Below are 16,773 nucleotides of genomic sequence, written 5' to 3'. Positions count from 1 at the left end.
CCGCTCAAGATATTGGGTCGCATTTTATCGACCGTACTCAACCGACGAAGGCATCCATATCCTCAAGCCGCGCCGCCTCCTGCGCCGGCTTGTCCCAGCGGATGCGGCTGATGCGCGGAAACCTGAGCGCGACGCCCGATTTGTGCCGCCCGCTCTTTTGCGCGCTATCGAAGGCCACTTCAAACACGAGTTCCTTCTTTACCTCGCGCACGGGTCCGAAACTGGCGGTCGTGTGCGCCCGGATCCACTTGTCGAGCTGCTTCAACTCCTCATCGGTGAAGCCGAAATAGGCCTTGCCGATCGGCACGATCTCGTTGCCCTTCCAGACCCCGAACGTATAGTCGGAGTAGTAAGAGCTGCGCTTGCCGTGTCCGCGCTGGGCATACATCAGCACCGCATCGACGACATTGGGATCGCGCTTCCATTTGAACCAAAATCCCTTGGGCCGCCCCGGCACATAGGGCGCGGTCCTGAGCTTGAGCATGACGCCCTCGTGGCCATGTTCATCGGCGCCCATCCGCCGCAATCGCCCCAGGTCTTCCCAATCGGCAAAGGGCAGAATTTCCGAGATATCGAGCCGCGTCTGCGGATTGGCCGCGAACCATTTTTCGAGCCGCGCCCGCCGCTCTTCCCAGCCGAGCGCCCGCACATCCTCGCGCCCGTCGAACAGAATGTCATAGACCCGCACAAAAGCTGGCAGCTCCTGCATCTGTTTGCCCGAAGCCACCTTGCGATTGAGCCGCTGCTGCAGATCGTTGAAACTCTTCGCGTCAAAATCCTGCCCGACCAAGAGTTCGCCATCGAGCACCGCTTCGCCCTTGGCATTCTCGACCACATCGGGAAACGAGCCGCCGATATCGTCGCCTGTGCGCGAAAACATCGAGACCCCGTTTGGCCCCATGACGAGCTGCACGCGGATGCCGTCCCATTTCCATTCGGCCGAAAAATCCTTGGGCTCGAGTTTTTCGAAATCCCGGTCCTCGATCGGATTGGACAGCATCAGCGGATGAAACCGCGCCGCATGGTCGATGTCGGGCCGCGCGGCCTTCCCCTCGAGCCAGGCAAAAAGGTTCTGATAGGGCGGCTTCAACCCATGCCAGACTTCCTCGATATCCTGGAGCGGTACGCCGCTCATCTCCGCCAGCGCAGTCTTCGCCAACCGCGCCGAAACCCCGATGCGCAATGCGCCGGTCGCGAGCTTCACCAGCGCCCAGCGCTCATGGATCGCCGCCTGACTCAACAGCCCGCCGATCACCTTGGGCAAGTCCGCCTTGCTCGTGCGGTTGAGGAGATCCACCGTCTCGCTCAAGCTGGGCAATTCCCCCTCGCCCTTATGCGGCCAGATCAGCGCGATGGTCTCGCCGAGATCCCCGACATAGTCATAGGACAGCGCAAAGAGCGTCTCGTCGACCTCACGCAACACCGTCTCGCGCAACAGCGCCGGCTTGACGTTGCGGATGTCCATTTCCCCCGTCAGCACCGCCAGCGCAATGCCCCGATCCGGGTCCGGCACTTCGGTAAAATAGCGCTTTAGCGCTTCGATCTTCCGCAAGCGCGAGGGCGTCAGCGCCAGAAGTTCGAGCAGGTCCGCAAACCGCTTCATTCCCCGCCCTCCCCGCCATCGTCATCGAGCCCCGGAAGCGCCAATGGCTCGGCATCGAGCCCCTGCTGCCGGCACCAATAGACCAAGGCATCCTCCCGCCCATGCGTCACCCAGACGGTTTCCGCGCCGCATTCGAGGATCGACGTATTGAGCTCTCCCCAGTCGCAATGGTCCGAAATCACCAGAGGCAATTCCACCAGCGCCTGTCGCGCGCGCTGCTTGACGCTCATCCAGCCCGAGGCCTGGCACACGACGGGATCGGGAAACCGCCGGCTCCAACGGTCGCGAATGGCCGAAGGCGGTGCAATCACGATCTGCCCCATCATCTCCGCCTTGGGCATGCCCGTCGCCGGCAACAGCTCGCCCAACTCGACCCCGAGCGCCTGATAGAGTTCGCAAAGCCGCACCATGGCGCCATGAAGATAGATCGGCTTGTCCCATCCCGCATCGCGCAACAGCGCAATCACCCGCTGCGCCTTGCCGAGCGCATAGCTGCCCACAAGATGACACCGTTCGGGCTGCGCCTCGACCGATTTGAGCAACCGTCCAATCTCGAATTTCGGATCGGGGTGCTGAAACACCGGCAGACCAAAGGTCGCCTCGGTCACCAGGAGATCGCAATCTACCGCCTCATAGGGCTGCGCCGTGCGGTCCCGGAGGCGTTTATAATCCCCCGTCACCACCGCCCGCTGCCCGCCCTGCTCCATCAGCACCTGCGCCGACCCCAGAATATGCCCGGCGGGATGAAAGCTGACGGTCATGCCGTCGATCTCGAGCGGCGTGCGATAATCGAGCGCCTCGAACCGCCCCGAGCAATCCTCGCCATAGCGCACCTTCATGATTTCGATCGTGTCGGGTGTCGCCAAAACGCTGCCATGGCCCGACCGCGCATGGTCGGCATGGCCATGCGTAATGATGGCGCGCGGCTTCGGCTCCGCCGGATCGATCCAGGCGTCAATGGCAGGAACGTAGAGATTGCGGTCTATGAGAAAGCCCATAATTCCTCCAACGACTCTTGCCGCCCCCCGGTTCACATCGTCTTGCCAAGGACATGCTGGTGGGCCAAACCTCGTGCCCAACGAGCAAAGGGAGCCAAGACCATGCGCCGCACCAGCCACCCCGCCGGCACCATTCATCGACTGACCGTGGAGAGCAAAGCCATCGCTGGCAATCGCCTTGGCGACCCCACTGCGCGCTTGGTCGATGTCTATGTCCCCGCCGGTCACACTGGCGAAGGCCTGCCACTACTCGTCGATCTCGTCGGCTTCACCGCCGGCGGCCCGGCCCACACCGCCTGGAAAAACTTTGGCGAAAACGTCCCCGAGCGCCTCGATCGCCTGATCGGCGACGGCAAGATGCCGCCCGTCGTCGTCGCCTTCCCCGATTGCTTCTCGCGCCTCGGCGGCAATCAATATGTGAACAGCCCCGTCCTCGGAAATTACGAAGATTTTCTCATCCGTGAGATGGTCCCGACGGTCGAAGAAAAACTCAACTGCGGCGGCGCCGGCAGGCGCGGCGTTTTCGGCAAATCCTCAGGCGGCTTCGGCTCGCTCGTCCACGCCATGCTGCATTCCGATTTTTGGGCGGCGGCAGCCAGCCATTCGGGTGATGCCGGCTTTGAAAATCTCTATATCCCCGAATTCCCGGGCACCCTCCGCACCCTTGCCAAATTCGGCAGCGATATCGAAACCTGGCTCCGCGCCTTCGAGGCCAAGCCCAAGATCGATGGCAAGGACACGCTGGTCCTGATGATCCTCGCCCAGGCCGCAAGCTTCGATCCCGACGACAACGCCGACACCTTCCTTGGCCTCCGCCTGCCCGTCACCATGGACACCTGCGAATTGATCGACGAGCGCTGGAACAATTGGCTCAAATGGGATCCAGCCCGCATGGTCGAAACCCATGCCGACGCCATCGGCAAACTGAAGGCCTTCTACCTCGATTGCGGCACCGAGGATCAATACAACATCCTCTACGGCTCCCGCCGCATCCACAAAACCCTCGAGCAAAAGGGCGTTGCCCACCGCTACGAAGAATTCCCCGACAACCACTCCAGCGTCGATTACCGCATGGACATCAGCCTGCCCTACCTCGCCGAAGCGCTCTCTCGGTAGTGGAGGTCACCCCCTCCCAGCCTCCCCCATCAAGGGGGAGGTGCAGGGCCGGTGGATTTGATCAAATCGCGGTACAGACTCGATCCACACCTCCCCCTAGATGGGGGAGGCTGGGAGGGGGTGGAGCAAAGCCTACCGGCGCCGCGACTAACGACACGTCAGTAATGTGGGGGCGGCTTCTCGTTCGCCGGATCCGCAATATAACTCCCGCTCCGCACCTGCTCTTCCATCACATCAAGCCGGCGCCGCAACTGCTCCATCGCCGTCCACTGCTCGGTGATGACGGCGTTGAGATCCTCGATCGTCTGGTCCTGAAACGCGATGCGGCTTTCGAGCCGATCCAGGCGCTGGTTTACGTCGTCGTCACTCATCGCCAATCCCTCTTCATGCGTCCCGCACATAGCTCTGGCCTGTCCCTGCGGCAAGCCGGGTCTACACGGGAGCGTGTTGACGTTTAGGGAACTTCTTCGTGCAATTCGCCATTGACTCCGCGAAATCGAACAATTCGGGAGCCTAAAATGGCGACCTTGACGGCTCAAAATACGACGCTCGCTCCGACCGCTCACAAGGCGGAAATCGGCAATGTCGCACGTCCCGTTCTGTCGGCCCTTCTCCCCCTAGCCGGTTTTGGCGCGGCCAATTTTATGGCCGAAAGCCTCGGCGTCATGCCGCTGTTTTTCTCGCCTGCCGGCCTTCCAGGCTGGGTTGGCGCCGGTATTCATCTCGTGGCGCTTGCGATGGCCGGTCTCGGCATCGGCATCGCTTATGGTCAGGGGCTGCGCGGTCGCAAGGCCCTGCCTTGGGGCACTGCCCTCATCATTGGCATGATCGCTTTTCCGTTCTTTGCCGCTCCGCTTGATTCGCTGCAGCTTGCCCTCGTCATGACGGGCGTCATGATGCTTGGCCTCGCAACGTCCATCCGCGTGGCGCGCGTCTCGCGCCTTGGTGGCTGGCTGATGATCCCCATGCTCGGCTGGATTGGCTTTGGCGCAGTGCTTGGCCTTGCCATCTCCGCCGCCTGGGCTCCGCCTTTTGCTCTGGTGACCGCACAGAACCCAGCGCCTGCTGCGATCTAACGGCCGGCCACACAAGTTACCCAAAGGTGCCTTCTTGCGGGTCTGCGTTAAGCAGCCCACATGGGGGCACCTTTCATTTTGGAGCGAACCATGGCTCGCACGCTCAAGATTGACCTCTTCACCGATGTCGTTTGCCCTTGGTGCCTTGTCGGCTCGGCCCGTCTCGATGCCGCCCTCGCCAATGTCCCCGACGATGTCGATGTGGTCGTCGAAAACCATCCCTTCTATCTCGATCCGACAGTTCCGCCCGAAGGCGTCGATGTCGGCGAGATGCTCAAGCAAAAATACGGTCGCGACCCCAAGGAAATGTGGGAGCGGGTTGAAAGCGAAGCCGCCAAGGCCGGCATCACGCTCGATCTCTCCAAGCAGCCGCGCATGTTCAACACGGCCAAGGCGCACACCATCACGCGGCTCTCCAAACCCAATGGCAACCAGCACGAATTGGCCAATGCCATTGCCGAGGCCTATTTCCTCGATCACCGCCAGATCAACGACGACAATATCCTCGCCGATATCGCCGCCGAATTCGGCTGGGATCGCGGCGATGCGCTCGACGCGATGAACGACGCCAATGAGCTGGCAACCACCGAACAGCTCGCCACCTCCGCCTCCCAGCAGGGTATTCGCGGCGTGCCGTTCTTCGTCTTTGGCGAAAAATACGCCCTTTCGGGTGCGCAGCCTGACGAGGTCTTCGCCCAGGCCCTTGAGAAGACAATTTCCGAGATTTGAGATCGGCGAGACGCTATAGCTGACCCGAATGATTTGAGGATCGCATCGGTGAAGCGCCTACGTCTTGCTCTTCTGGCCCTGGTGGGGCTCGTCGTCATCGCCTATCTCGGCATTGTCGGTTACATGTATGTCAACCAGCGCGCCCTGCAGTACAATCCGTTCGGCGAGGTAACCACCCTCGCCGAAGCCGGCATTCCCGGCGCCCAAAACGTCGCCATTCCGGTGGCTGGCTCCGTCGTCAATGGCTGGTACAAGGCGCCATCGCCCGGCAAGCCGCTGATCATCTACTACAAAGGCAATTCTGAAAGCTTCTCGGCTGAGCACGAGCGCTACCAGACCTTTGCCGCCGAGGGCTACGGCTTCCTCGCTTTTGACTACCGCGGTTTCCCTGCCTCGCCCGGTTCGATCAGCGAAGCCGGCATCCTCGATGATTCCATCGCTGCCTTCGATTGGGCGCAGAAGCAAGGCTTCCCGCTTGTCATCTGGGGCCGCTCGCTTGGCACGGGCCCCTCGACCTATGTCGCGAGCCAGAGGGATGCGCTCGCTCTGCTTCTTGAAACGCCCTTCCTCTCCGCTGTCGGCGTCGCCGCCGAGCGCTACCCCTTCCTGCCGGTCAGCCTCGTCATGCTCGATCAGTTCCATTCCGATCAGTGGATCGCCAATGTCACGGAGCCGGTTTTCATCGGCCACGGCACCGCCGATCGCACCATCGACGTATCGAATGGCGAACGGCTCTATGATCTCGTCCCCAATAAGGACGAACTTTGGATCGTCCCGGGCGCCGATCATTCCGATCTGTGGGATGCCGGCATCTGGGCCAAGGCAAAGGCTTTCTTCACCCGCGCCGGAGCCGTCCGCTGACCGTCTCATCCGCATCGGGCGCCATGTCCGGCCGCCGCACCGCCATCATCGGCGGCCTCATGGTCGCGACCGGCCCCCTGAGCCTGACGCTCTATGCGCCTGCTTTGCCCGGAATGGTCATCGATCTCGGTACGACCGACGCTGGCGGCAAGCTGACGCTCACTGTTTATTTCGCCGCCTTTGCCCTGGCCCAATTGATCTGCGGCCCGCTGTCCGACCGTTATGGCCGGCGCATGGTCGGCATTGCCTTCTTTGCTATCTACGTGCTGGGCGCACTGGTCTGCACCTCGGCGCAAAACCTTGAAATGCTGCTCATCGGCCGCATCCTCCAGGGGTTCGGCGTCTCGGCAGGCGTAGCGCTGTCGCGCGCCATGGTCCGCGATCTCTTCATCGGCCGCGAAGCCATCGGCATCCTCACCCTGATCAACCTCGTTCTCACCGTCGCCCCGGCCATCGCCCCGACACTCGGCACAGCGCTTCTTGCGATCGGCTCATGGCACCTGATGTTCGTCGTCATGGGCGGCTTCGGCCTCGCCATTATCGCGCTTCTGGGCTTTTCCGCACGCGAAACGCTCCCTGCCAACCGGCGCGTCCCGCTCAATCCGCGCACAATCCTCGGCAATTATCGACGCCTCCTCCGCGCCCCGGCCTTTCTACTCCCCGCCGGTACGCTGGCGGCCGCCTTTGGTGGCTTTTACGCCTCCGCCGCGCTCCTGCCCTTCGTGCTCATCGATCAGATCGGCCTCACGCCCTTCCAGTTCGCCATGGCCATGCTGATCCAGACGGGCTCGTTCATCACCGGCAATCTCATTGCCGCGCGCCTCGCCAAGCGCGTCGATGGCTGGCAACTGGTCGCCATCGGTCTGGTGCTCATCGGGCTCTCGGGCCTTGGCTACGCCATAGCCCCGCGCATCTGGCCCAATGAGGTTCTGGCTGTCATGGTCCCCGTGGGATTCTGGATGCTGTCGCTTGCCTGCATCAGCCCCAGCGCCACCGCCGCCGCCATGTCAGGCTTTGGCGAAATTGCCGGTTCAGCGGGAGCATTGACCGGCTTCTTTCAGATGGGCGGCGGTTTCCTCGCCTCGCTTGCCGGCACGCTGCTCTTCCCCGAAGCCCGCAGCGCGCTCGTCATCCTCATGCCGGCTTTGGCGCTGCTGGCCATCGCCCTCGCCAGCGCCGACTTGAGGCGCACCCGCTCGGCCGTGCAGCGCTAGCGTCGCGCCTCAGCTATGGAGACCGGGTGCCTCGCGGCCGGTCGAGGCGACATATTCGGTATAGCCACCGCCATAGACGTGCACGCCTTCGGGCGTCAGCTCCAGCACGCGATTGGAGAGCGCGGCGAGGAAATGGCGATCGTGGCTGACGAAGAGCATGGTGCCCTCATAATTGCTCAGCGCCGTGATCAGCATTTCCTTGGTCGCGATATCGAGGTGGTTGGTCGGCTCGTCGAGCACCAGAAAATTCGGTGGATCGAACAGCATCATCGCCATGACGAGACGCGCCTTTTCGCCGCCCGAAAGCACGCGACACTTCTTTTCGATATCGTCGCCTGAAAAGCCGAAGGCGCCGGCCAGCGCACGCAGCGGAGCCTGGCCTGCCTGTGGGAACGAATATTCGAGCTGGCCGAAGACGGTCAGGTCGCCATCGAGCACATCCATGGCGTGCTGGGCAAAATAGGCCATCTTCACCGACGGACCGCGAGAGACCGACCCGTCATCTGGATCGGTGGTGCCGGTAACGAGTTTCAGCAGCGTCGACTTGCCCGCGCCGTTGATGCCCATGATCGCCCAGCGTTCGCGACGGCGGACGTGGAAATCGAGCCCGTCATAAATCGAGCGCGAGCCATAGCTTTTCGACACGCCCTTCAGAAGCGCCACGTCTTCGCCCGAGCGCGGTGCCGGGCGGAATTCGAAATCGACAGTCTGCCGGCGCTTGGGCGGCTCGACACGGTCGATCTTGTCGAGCTTTTTCACCCGGCTCTGCACCTGCGCCGCATGACTGGCGCGCGCCTTGAAGCGCGCGATGAAATCGAGTTCCTTGGCGAGCATCGCCTGCTGCCGCTCGAACTGGGCCTGCTGGTTCTTTTCGGCCAGCGCCCGCTGCTGCTGATAGAATTCGTAATTGCCCGAATAGGTCGTCAGCGCGCCGGCGTCGATCTCGACGATTTTCGTGCAGATCCGGTTCATGAATTCGCGGTCGTGCGAGGTCATGAAGAGAGCGCCCTGATAATTCTGCAAAAACTCTTCGAGCCAGATCAGGCTTTCGAGATCGAGGTGGTTCGAGGGTTCGTCGAGCAGTAGCGCATCGGGGCGCATGAGAAGGATCTTGGCAAGCGCCACGCGCATCTTCCAGCCACCCGACAGCGCGCCGACATCGCCATCCATCATTTCCTGCGAAAAGCCGAGGCCATCGAGCACTTCGCGCGCGCGGCCATCGAGCGAATAGCCGTCGAGCTCTTCGAACTGGTGCTGGATTTCCCCATAGCGCTCGATGATGGCGTCCATCTCGTCGGCCTTATCGGGATCACCCATATCGGCTTCGAGCGCGCGCATTTCCCTGACAATTTCACTGACCGGGCCGGCGCCGTCCATGACGGCCGCAACCGCGCTGACCCCGCTCATTTCGCCAACATCCTGGCTGAAATAGCCGATGGTCGTGCCGCGCTCGACCGAAACCTGGCCCTCATCGGGCTGCTCTTCTCCGGTGATCATGCGGAAAAGCGTCGTTTTGCCCGCGCCATTGGGCCCGACAAGACCGATCTTTTCGCCCTTGAGCAGCGTTGCCGATGCCTCGATAAAGACGATCTGCTTGCCGTTCTGCTTGCCGATGCTTTCGAGGCGGATCATGGGGAGCCCTTGAAATTTAGTAGTCCTCATCCTGAGGTGCTTGCCGGAGGCAAGCCTCGAAGGACGAGGGTGTGGTTCAAGGAGCGCGTGCCGCGTCCTCGTGGTTCGAGGCTACGCTGCGCTCCGCACCTCACCATGAGGACGACTATGCGTTACGATTTAGGGCGGTCTCTAAAGAACGGGGGCGTTATGCGCAAGGCGGCGTTTTGCAACGCGGCCTTGCAGCGCTTTCCCGCCTAAGCCGCGTCGCTGATCAGCCCCTCGGCCATGCCGTATTCGTGGAGCTTGCGGTAAAGCGTCGAGCGGCCGATCCCCAGCGCCCTTGCGACCCGCGACATGCGGCCGCCGTGATAGTCGATGGCAAAGGCGATAGCCTCGCGCTCGATATCGCCAAGCGCACGCAGATCCCCTGCCGAACTGAGGAAGCGATCCTGCATCGGCTCGATTTCGGGCTCAGGTCGCGGCCGAGCCGGAGCGGTATCGATATGAATGGGCGCCGCCAAGACCGGGGCGCGCTCGGTCGCGCGATAAGCCTCGTCGCGGCCGGCAGCTTGCGCGAGAATCTGCGGAAAATCCTCGGGCTCAAGAAAGGCCGAGTCAGCAAGGACGATGGCGCGATAGATGGCGTTTTCAAGCTGGCGGACATTGCCCGGCCAATCGTAGGAGGCGAGCAGATCGAGCGCCTTGGGCGTCACGCCAACGACGCGCTTGCCGGCTTCCGCCGAAAGGCGAGCGACGAAATGCGTCGTAAGATTTTGCAGGTCTTCCATACGCTCGCGCAACGGCGGCACATAGATCGGGAAAACATTGAGCCGGTAAAACAGGTCCTCGCGGAATTCGCCCGATTTGGCGAGGTTGAGGAGACGCCGATTGGTGGCCGATATCACCCGCACATTGACACGCTCTGACCGCGCCGCGCCGACCGGTTCGATCTCGCCCTCCTGCAAGGCGCGGAGCAGTTTGACCTGCGTTTCGAGCGGCAATTCGCCCACTTCATCGAGGAACAGCGTCCCGCCATGGGCTTCGGCAAATTTGCCCGTCTGGTCGGCAATGGCGCCGGTAAAGGCCCCCTTCTTGTGCCCGAAGAGCATGGATTCAACGAGATTGGGCGGGATGGCGCCGCAATTGACGGTGACGAACGGTTTTCCCGCCCGGTCGGACATGCCCTGAATGATGCGCGCGACCATTTCCTTGCCGACGCCGGTTTCGCCCTCGATGAGCACAGGGATCGGGCTTTTCGCCGCCTTGCCCGAAAGCGTCAACACGCGGGCCATGGCTGGTGCCGTCGCGATCATGTCCGATTGGGTCAGCGTGCCACTGCGCTTGGCCGTGTCGGAGCGGATAGCCGCTTCGAGCGTATCGAGCTTCATCGCATTGCGCAGCGAGATGATAAGGCGCTCGGGCGAAACGGGTTTGACGAAATAGTCGGCGGCGCCCTGGCGCATGGCCGAGATGACAGTTTCGAGCGAGGCATTGGCCGTCTGGATGATCACCGGCGTGGTGAGTCCCTCGGCCCGCATCACCGACATAACCCCCATGCCGTCGAGATCGGGCATGACGAGATCGAGGATCATCGCGCCGATCTTGCGATCGTCGCGCAGAATAGCGAGGGCTTGCTCGCCCCCCGTCGCCGTCAATGGCTTGAAGCCGGCTCGATTGGCAATTTCGGCAGTAAGCCGGAGTTGGACCGGATCGTCATCGACCACAAGAACGCGCGTCATGCCTATCCCAAAGCTGATTGCGGGCAAAAGGCACGAATCGGGTGTGCCGTTTTGGGAAGACAATGAAGAAACGGCCTTAAGAGGGTGTTAATCCTAAATATTTCGGCTTCGCTTTGGCGGGCGCCAAACATCGCGAAGGTGTTGCCATGCCCAAATAAAAAGGGCCGCGGAAAATCCGTGACCCTCAGAATTCAGTGATAGATGGTCGTCCGACCGATTAATGCTGCGCTTCGGAATAACGCGACAGTTCGTCTTTTACTTCGAGCTTTTTTCGCTTCAGCGTGGAAACCATCAGGTCGTCATATTGGCGATTCTGCATCTCTGCCTGAATCTGCCGGTCCAGTTCCTGGTGGCGCCGCTCCAGCGCTGCGATGTGGCCTTCAGTAGTCATAGACAACTCCTTAGACATCGTGGACGAGGACCATGGTCACAAATCTTTCATGGTTTGTCGAGCACAGATGGGCAGCTCATCGAAATCAGATGCAAAACAAGGTGTGATGCGTTAACCAAAGGTGAGTGGGAGCAGGGTTTTCCGGTCATGCTGCAGCTCAGCAAGGAACAAGAGGCCCAACTCGGGCTGGAACTGGCGACAAAGCGGCAGGAGCATGCGGATCTCGACGCGGCGATCCACACGCTGACGCAGTCGCAATTTTCCGACAAAATGCTCGTGCAGCGGCTCAAGAAGCGCAAACTGGCGCTGAAAGACCGTATTACCCAGCTCGAAAACATTTTACTGCCCGATATCATCGCCTGAAAAGTCGCAGAGCGCCCCTCCCCGGCTTGAGCGGTCCCCGATTTTGAGTTAGATGCGTTTTTTGCGGAGCGGCAGGGGAGACACCGCCATGCTCAAGCCACCTGTGGCCATCGTCATGGGCAGTCAATCGGACTGGCCGACCATGCGTCTTGCCGCCGAAACGCTCGAATCCCTTGAAATCGAATATGAGGCGCGGATCGTCTCGGCGCATCGGACGCCCGAGCGGCTGGTGGATTTTGCCACCAATGCCCGCGCCGAAGGCATCAAGATCATCATCGCCGGGGCTGGCGGCGCCGCGCATCTGCCGGGCATGATCGCCGCGATGACGCCGCTGCCCGTCTTCGGTGTGCCGGTGCGCTCCAAGGCACTCAGCGGGCTCGATAGCCTTTATTCCATCGTGCAGATGCCTGGCGGCATTCCCGTCGGCACGCTCGCCATCGGCGAGCCGGGCGCGATCAATGCCGCTCTCTTGGCTGCGGCCGTTCTGGCCCTCAATGATGACGAATTGGCCGACCGGCTCGACGCGCATCGCGAACGGCAGGCCAAGGCCGTGCCGCATTTCCCCTCCGATCTCGAGTAGAACTCTTGGCAGACACTTTTGCGGCACTGCGCCCCGGCGCCACCATCGGCATTTTGGGCGGCGGTCAGCTGGGCCGGATGCTGGCCCTCGCGGCGGCAAAGCTTGGGCTCAAGAGCCACATTTATTGCCCCGATCCGCAAAGCCCCGCCTTTGATGTGACGCCCTTGAAGACCGTGGCGGCATATGACGATGCAGCAGCGCTGAGGGCCTTCGCGACAGCAGTCGATGTCATCACCTATGAATTCGAGAATGTGCCGGCAGAAACAGCCGAAATTCTCGCGAGTTTGAAGCCGCTGCGGCCAGGCGCCAATGCTTTGGCGATCTCGCAGGATCGGCTGGCCGAGAAGAGCTTTCTGGCCTCGAAGAATATTCCGGTCGCGCCCTATCGCGCGGTTCATTCGCGCGATGAGCTCAATGACGCGATCTCTGCGATTGGCCTTCCCGCAGTTCTGAAGACCACGCGGCTTGGCTATGACGGCAAGGGGCAGCGCGTGCTGCGGGCGCCGGAAGACGCGGCATCAGCCTTTGCCGATTTGAAGCCCCATCCGCTGGTGCTCGAAGGTTTTGTGGATTTCGAAAAGGAAATCTCTGTCGTTGTGGCGCGCGGCGCGGATGGCACCGTGCGGGCCTTCGATCCGGCCGAAAATGTCCATCGCGACCATATCCTCTTCACCTCGACGGTTCCCGCCGAGATTGCGCCGGGCATTGCCAAACATGCGGCCATGCTCGCCAAGGTCATCGTCGTTGCCCTCGATTATGTCGGCGTGCTTGGCGTCGAGTTTTTCGTCATCGGCGGCGAGCGCCCGAGCCTCGTCGTCAACGAGATCGCACCCCGCGTCCATAATTCCGGCCACTGGACTGAAGCAGTGTGCCTCACCGACCAGTTCGAACAGCACATCCGCGCCGTTGCCGGCTGGCCGCTCGGCGATCCGCAGCGCTATGCCGATGTGGTCATGCAGAACCTGATCGGCGACGAGGTCGATATTGTCCCCGGCGGCATCGATGGCGACACCCAACCCCACCTCTACGGCAAAGCCGAGGCGCGTCCGGGTCGAAAGATGGGGCACATAAATCGGATCGTACGGGCGAACTAGTCTTTGCTCCAGCGAACGCTGGAGCTTTCCTCACCGAAGGCAAAACGCGTCGCTCCCATCCCTGTCCTCGAAGACCTCCCACCCACTGCACTTCCCTCGGGCTTGACCCGAGGGCCAGTTCGGAAGCCACAGTCATTCAGGCGTAGGCGAGAGACCCTCGGGTCAAGCCCGAGGGAAGCCCGGTGGGAACTAGACGCCTCGCAGGCAGACTATCCCTCAGGAACAGTAAAAACTACCGGGCCAACCATTCCCGCATAGCGGTGGCCACCGCCTGTGGCGCTTCGAGCGTCGGGATATGGCCGGCATTGGCAAAGATGGCGAGCTTGGCCTCTGGGATCATCGCCGCCATTTCCTCCGACAGTTCAGGCGGGATCAGCTTGTCCTCGGCCCCGACGCCGACCAAGGTCGGCACGGCAATTTGCCCGAGGAACGGCCGGGAATCGATGCGGGTCATGATCGCGTTTTGCTGGCGCAGATAGACTTCGGATTCGACCCGCAGCGTCATGGCGTGGACGGCTTCGGCGATGGGACTATCGAGATGGATCGGCGCCAATAGGTTCGGCAGACCCATGCGGGAGACAAGCGCCGATTTGCCTTGGCGGACGAGTTCCATTTCGGTCCGGCGTGCAGTCTTGCGCTCTTCGCTATCGGGCCGCGCATTGGTATCGAGCAGTGCCAGATGGGTCACGCGTTCGGGCGCCTGGCGGATGATCTCGAGAACCACATAGCCGCCCATCGAAAGCCCCGCGAGGGCAAAGCGCGGCGGCGCCGCGGCAAGGATCCGCGCAGCCATTCCAGCAACGCTATCGTCGCGCGAAACGTCGGCCACCACCGGCGCCACGCGCTCGTCGAGACGCTCGATCACGGCATGCCAGAGATAGGCATCGCAGCGAAGGCCGGGAACGAGGACGAGCGGCTGGAACATGGTGGTCTCCTTAAGTCAGGCAAGACGTAGAATGCCGGCTTGCTGCGAGCAAGACAGTGATGGCGCTCGCGTTGGTTGAGCGTAGGAGTCTTGAGCCAGTTTTGGGCGGTATTCGGCGGCTTTTACAGTGGACAGAGCCGCAATCTTACTCTATAGACCCCGCCACGGTGACCGGCGCTGCTGGTCGGCGACGTGGCTCTGCGGCTCCGGCGCTTCCATCCTAGCACATTGCCAAGTTTTGAAGGGGCAGTTGACCTTTGCAAGTAGTCGTTCGCGATAATAACGTTGACCAGGCGCTGCGCGCCCTGAAGAAGAAGCTGCAGCGCGAAGGCGTCTTCCGCGAAATGAAGCTGCGCAACTATTACGAGAAGCCTTCTGAAAAGAAGGCTCGCCAGAAGGCCGAGGCCGTCCGTCGCGCCCGCAAGCTGGCTCGCAAGCGTGCACAGCGTGAAGGCTTGATTGCAGCGCCACCGGCGCGCAACTAGGTTTTTGCGAACAATTTGAATTTGAAAGCGCCGCCCTTCGGGGTGGCGTTTTTGTTTTGGCGCCAGAATTTCGCACAGGCAGCGGGCGAGCCGACTTGTCCCCTGCCCTAACAAACCCCTTCACAAAAACATAAAACCTTCAGCGTTAACCTTATTCCTTACCCCGTCGTTAAGACCTTCGGACGATTTTGGGCCTTGATGTTAAGGCTCATTTTCGACGAGGCCCGAATGAAACGCTCAGCCATTGTGATGTCAGCCCTTCTGACGCTTACCGCGTCTGCGAGCGCAGCCGACCTGGGCTGGAACGGCGGCGGCGCCCCCGCTACGTCCACCATGTTTTCCTCCACGTCCGTTGCGGACTGGAACGGCTTTTATGCCGGCGTAAACGGCGGCTACCTCTGGGGCAATACTACCACCAGCCCCGCGATCAATAATACCAACAATAACAGCTCCGGCTGGACCGCCGGCGGCCAGCTCGGCTTCAACATGGATATGGGCGGCTTCGTCGTCGGCGCTGAAGCCGATCTGCAGTGGGCCAACCTTGCCTATAGCGAGCCACTCGGCAACGGCAGCACGTTCGAGAGCAAGCTCGACATGTTTGGCACCGCCCGCGCTCGCGCCGGTGGCACCTTCGGTCAGGTCATGCCCTTCGTGACCCTCGGCGCCGCCTTCGGTCGCGGCACGTCCCAGGTCCTCAATGGCGGCGTCACCACCTCGCAGAACGCCACCCATTTCGGCTGGACCGCCGGCGTCGGTATCGAAGCCAAGGCCACCGACAATCTCTCGGTCAAGGCCGAGTACCTCTATGTCGATCTCGGCAACCAGACCTACAATGGTCTCCCCGGCGGCAGCCGCGAAATCGGCCAGCGCTTCAGCGTCATCCGCGCCGGTGTCAATTACGCGTTCTAATCGCGCTTAACCGCGCGTCGATGTTAACGGAATGCTAACAGAAAAAGGCCCGCAGGCAGCACTGCGGGCCTTCTCTGTTTTAGTCCCGTGGAGTGCGCTTCTCGATTGCCGAACATTCGACCTCCACAAAACATCTCAGCCGATGTGAGCCTGATCGCACATTGCGATTGGAGCAAAACCCCATCCAAACGCTGGATGAGCCTCGCTTGCCGGACAGAGAGCGGCTGGCAAATTACCGCACCCGAACCCGTCGGCAGCACCGAAACGTTCTTCGAAAGACTGGCAAAACGAAAGCGCGAAAACGGCGCACTCCTTATAGGCGTCGATTTTTCGATAGGTTTACCAGCAGTTTACGCAAAAGCTGCCGGCATAACGGGCTTTCGAGAATTCCTGAATTCCATTGGAGAGGGCAAGTGGCCGACCTGGCTCGACGTCGCCGCAACGCCTCAAGAAATCGGAATTCACCGCCCCTTCTATCCCGCACGCCCCGGCAACGCGAAGCGAGCCCATCTCCTCGCCGCGCTAGGCCTAACGGCCTGGGATGACCTCCTCCGCCTCTGCGAACGCGCCAGCAACGAACGACCAGCCGCCGCAAGCCTCTTCTGGACCATGGGCGGCAACCAAGTTGGCAAAGCCGCCATCTCCGGCTGGCAGGAGCTCATCATTCCCAACCTCGATCGCATCGCACTATGGCCCTTCGACGGGCCTTTGCACGAGCTTGTCCGGACCAATGACATTGTCATCGCTGAAACTTATCCCGGCGATATCTATAGCCAAATCGGCTTTCCCAAACGCGGCTGGAGCAAGCGAAAGCAAGGCGATCGCGTCAGATTTGCCGATAGTTTCGCCCATTGGTTCATGGAAAAACCCCACGTGAAGCCAGGCGCAATACTGCCATTGATCGCGACGGGCTTCGGCGAAGACCCGCATGCGGAAGACCGCTTCGATTCTCTTGTCGGTCTAATTGGCATGATCGATGTGGTCGACGGAGGGCGCTATGACGGCGCGCCGGATACCCCGCAAATCAGCGAGATCGAAGGCTGGATGCTTGGTCATAGGCGAAGCGGATAGTTCAG

18 protein-coding genes are annotated in these 16,773 nt (G+C 61.4%); 11 read left to right on the top strand and 7 right to left on the bottom strand.

The features are described 5' to 3' along the window. Window positions 1-37: 37 nt before the first annotated feature. Together DevBK_RS15890 and DevBK_RS15885 are read right to left on the bottom strand one after the other, a co-directional pair. On the bottom strand, window positions 38-1,603 hold the full coding sequence (locus tag DevBK_RS15890; protein WP_317186159.1) for a cisplatin damage response ATP-dependent DNA ligase: 1,566 nt from the start codon (window positions 1,601-1,603) through the stop codon (window positions 38-40). Beyond that, entirely contained in the window at window positions 1,600-2,601 is a 1,002-nt protein-coding gene (locus DevBK_RS15885) for a ligase-associated DNA damage response exonuclease (protein WP_317186158.1), read from the bottom strand. The genes DevBK_RS15890 and DevBK_RS15885 overlap by 4 nt, the downstream gene beginning before the upstream one ends. 102 nt (window positions 2,602-2,703) lie before the next feature. Here DevBK_RS15885 and DevBK_RS15880 point away from each other — a divergent pair, with 102 nt between their 5' ends. Further along, window positions 2,704-3,717: an alpha/beta hydrolase gene (locus DevBK_RS15880; RefSeq protein WP_317186157.1), complete on the top strand. Its 1,014-nt coding sequence runs from the start codon at window positions 2,704-2,706 to the stop codon at window positions 3,715-3,717. Window positions 3,718-3,875: 158 nt separating this feature from the next. On the opposite strand, the gene DevBK_RS15875 is transcribed toward DevBK_RS15880, so the two are convergent. Then, window positions 3,876-4,088, bottom strand: coding sequence for a SlyX family protein (locus DevBK_RS15875; RefSeq protein WP_317186156.1), 213 nt, complete (start codon window positions 4,086-4,088; stop codon window positions 3,876-3,878). Window positions 4,089-4,235: 147 nt separating this feature from the next. Here DevBK_RS15875 and DevBK_RS15870 point away from each other — a divergent pair, with 147 nt between their 5' ends. From DevBK_RS15870 to DevBK_RS15855, 4 genes are all read left to right on the top strand, one after another. Then, complete coding sequence (locus DevBK_RS15870; RefSeq protein ID WP_317186155.1) at window positions 4,236-4,793, top strand: tryptophan-rich sensory protein; 558 nt, start codon at window positions 4,236-4,238, stop codon at window positions 4,791-4,793. A 90-nt stretch (window positions 4,794-4,883) separates the two neighbouring features. Next, window positions 4,884-5,522, top strand: a complete 639-nt coding sequence (locus DevBK_RS15865; protein ID WP_317186154.1) for a DsbA family oxidoreductase — start codon at window positions 4,884-4,886, stop codon at window positions 5,520-5,522. 48 nt (window positions 5,523-5,570) lie between these two features. After that, window positions 5,571-6,383 (top strand): alpha/beta hydrolase, encoded by an 813-nt coding sequence (locus tag DevBK_RS15860; protein ID WP_317186153.1) that lies wholly within the window; start codon window positions 5,571-5,573, stop codon window positions 6,381-6,383. 23 nt (window positions 6,384-6,406) lie between these two features. After that, on the top strand, window positions 6,407-7,597 hold the full coding sequence (locus DevBK_RS15855; RefSeq protein WP_317186152.1) for a multidrug effflux MFS transporter: 1,191 nt from the start codon (window positions 6,407-6,409) through the stop codon (window positions 7,595-7,597). Between the two features lie 9 nt (window positions 7,598-7,606). On the opposite strand, the gene DevBK_RS15850 is transcribed toward DevBK_RS15855, so the two are convergent. The 3 genes from DevBK_RS15850 to DevBK_RS15840 form a co-directional block, all read right to left on the bottom strand. Continuing rightward, window positions 7,607-9,229, bottom strand: a complete 1,623-nt coding sequence (locus DevBK_RS15850; RefSeq protein ID WP_061909675.1) for an ABC-F family ATP-binding cassette domain-containing protein — start codon at window positions 9,227-9,229, stop codon at window positions 7,607-7,609. A 236-nt stretch (window positions 9,230-9,465) separates the two neighbouring features. Further along, complete coding sequence (locus DevBK_RS15845; protein ID WP_061909819.1) at window positions 9,466-10,950, bottom strand: sigma-54-dependent transcriptional regulator; 1,485 nt, start codon at window positions 10,948-10,950, stop codon at window positions 9,466-9,468. 217 nt (window positions 10,951-11,167) lie between these two features. Next, window positions 11,168-11,341 (bottom strand): YdcH family protein, encoded by a 174-nt coding sequence (locus DevBK_RS15840; RefSeq protein WP_082460829.1) that lies wholly within the window; start codon window positions 11,339-11,341, stop codon window positions 11,168-11,170. A 147-nt stretch (window positions 11,342-11,488) separates the two neighbouring features. On the opposite strand from DevBK_RS15840, the gene DevBK_RS15835 reads away from it, so the two are divergent. The 3 genes from DevBK_RS15835 (at window position 11,489) to DevBK_RS15825 (ending at window position 13,378) form a co-directional block, all read left to right on the top strand. Continuing rightward, window positions 11,489-11,704, top strand: a complete 216-nt coding sequence (locus DevBK_RS15835; RefSeq protein WP_061909677.1) for a YdcH family protein — start codon at window positions 11,489-11,491, stop codon at window positions 11,702-11,704. 88 nt (window positions 11,705-11,792) lie between these two features. Beyond that, the gene (purE, locus tag DevBK_RS15830) at window positions 11,793-12,284 is read left to right on the top strand and encodes a 5-(carboxyamino)imidazole ribonucleotide mutase (RefSeq protein WP_061909679.1); all 492 of its coding nucleotides are present in this window, start codon (window positions 11,793-11,795) and stop codon (window positions 12,282-12,284) included. Between the two features lie 5 nt (window positions 12,285-12,289). Next, window positions 12,290-13,378 (top strand): 5-(carboxyamino)imidazole ribonucleotide synthase, encoded by a 1,089-nt coding sequence (locus tag DevBK_RS15825; RefSeq protein WP_317186151.1) that lies wholly within the window; start codon window positions 12,290-12,292, stop codon window positions 13,376-13,378. Window positions 13,379-13,610: 232 nt separating this feature from the next. On the opposite strand, the gene DevBK_RS15820 is transcribed toward DevBK_RS15825, so the two are convergent. After that, window positions 13,611-14,303: an alpha/beta fold hydrolase gene (locus tag DevBK_RS15820; protein WP_317186150.1), complete on the bottom strand. Its 693-nt coding sequence runs from the start codon at window positions 14,301-14,303 to the stop codon at window positions 13,611-13,613. 257 nt (window positions 14,304-14,560) lie between these two features. Here DevBK_RS15820 and rpsU point away from each other — a divergent pair, with 257 nt between their 5' ends. The 3 genes from rpsU to DevBK_RS15805 all read left to right on the top strand — a co-directional run bounded on the left by rpsU (window position 14,561) and on the right by DevBK_RS15805 (window position 16,768). Next, window positions 14,561-14,788 (top strand): 30S ribosomal protein S21, encoded by a 228-nt coding sequence (rpsU, locus tag DevBK_RS15815; protein WP_061909685.1) that lies wholly within the window; start codon window positions 14,561-14,563, stop codon window positions 14,786-14,788. A gap of 228 nt (window positions 14,789-15,016) precedes the next feature. Then, window positions 15,017-15,697, top strand: a complete 681-nt coding sequence (locus DevBK_RS15810; RefSeq protein WP_062629127.1) for an outer membrane protein — start codon at window positions 15,017-15,019, stop codon at window positions 15,695-15,697. A 195-nt stretch (window positions 15,698-15,892) separates the two neighbouring features. Then, window positions 15,893-16,768: a DUF429 domain-containing protein gene (locus tag DevBK_RS15805; RefSeq protein ID WP_317186149.1), complete on the top strand. Its 876-nt coding sequence runs from the start codon at window positions 15,893-15,895 to the stop codon at window positions 16,766-16,768. Window positions 16,769-16,773: the final 5 nt, after the last annotated feature.

Origin of the sequence: Devosia sp. BK (genome assembly GCF_032907385.1) — a bacterium.
Lineage (GTDB): Bacteria > Pseudomonadota > Alphaproteobacteria > Rhizobiales > Devosiaceae > Devosia.
This window is presented reverse-complemented; position numbering and strand designations above follow the sequence as displayed.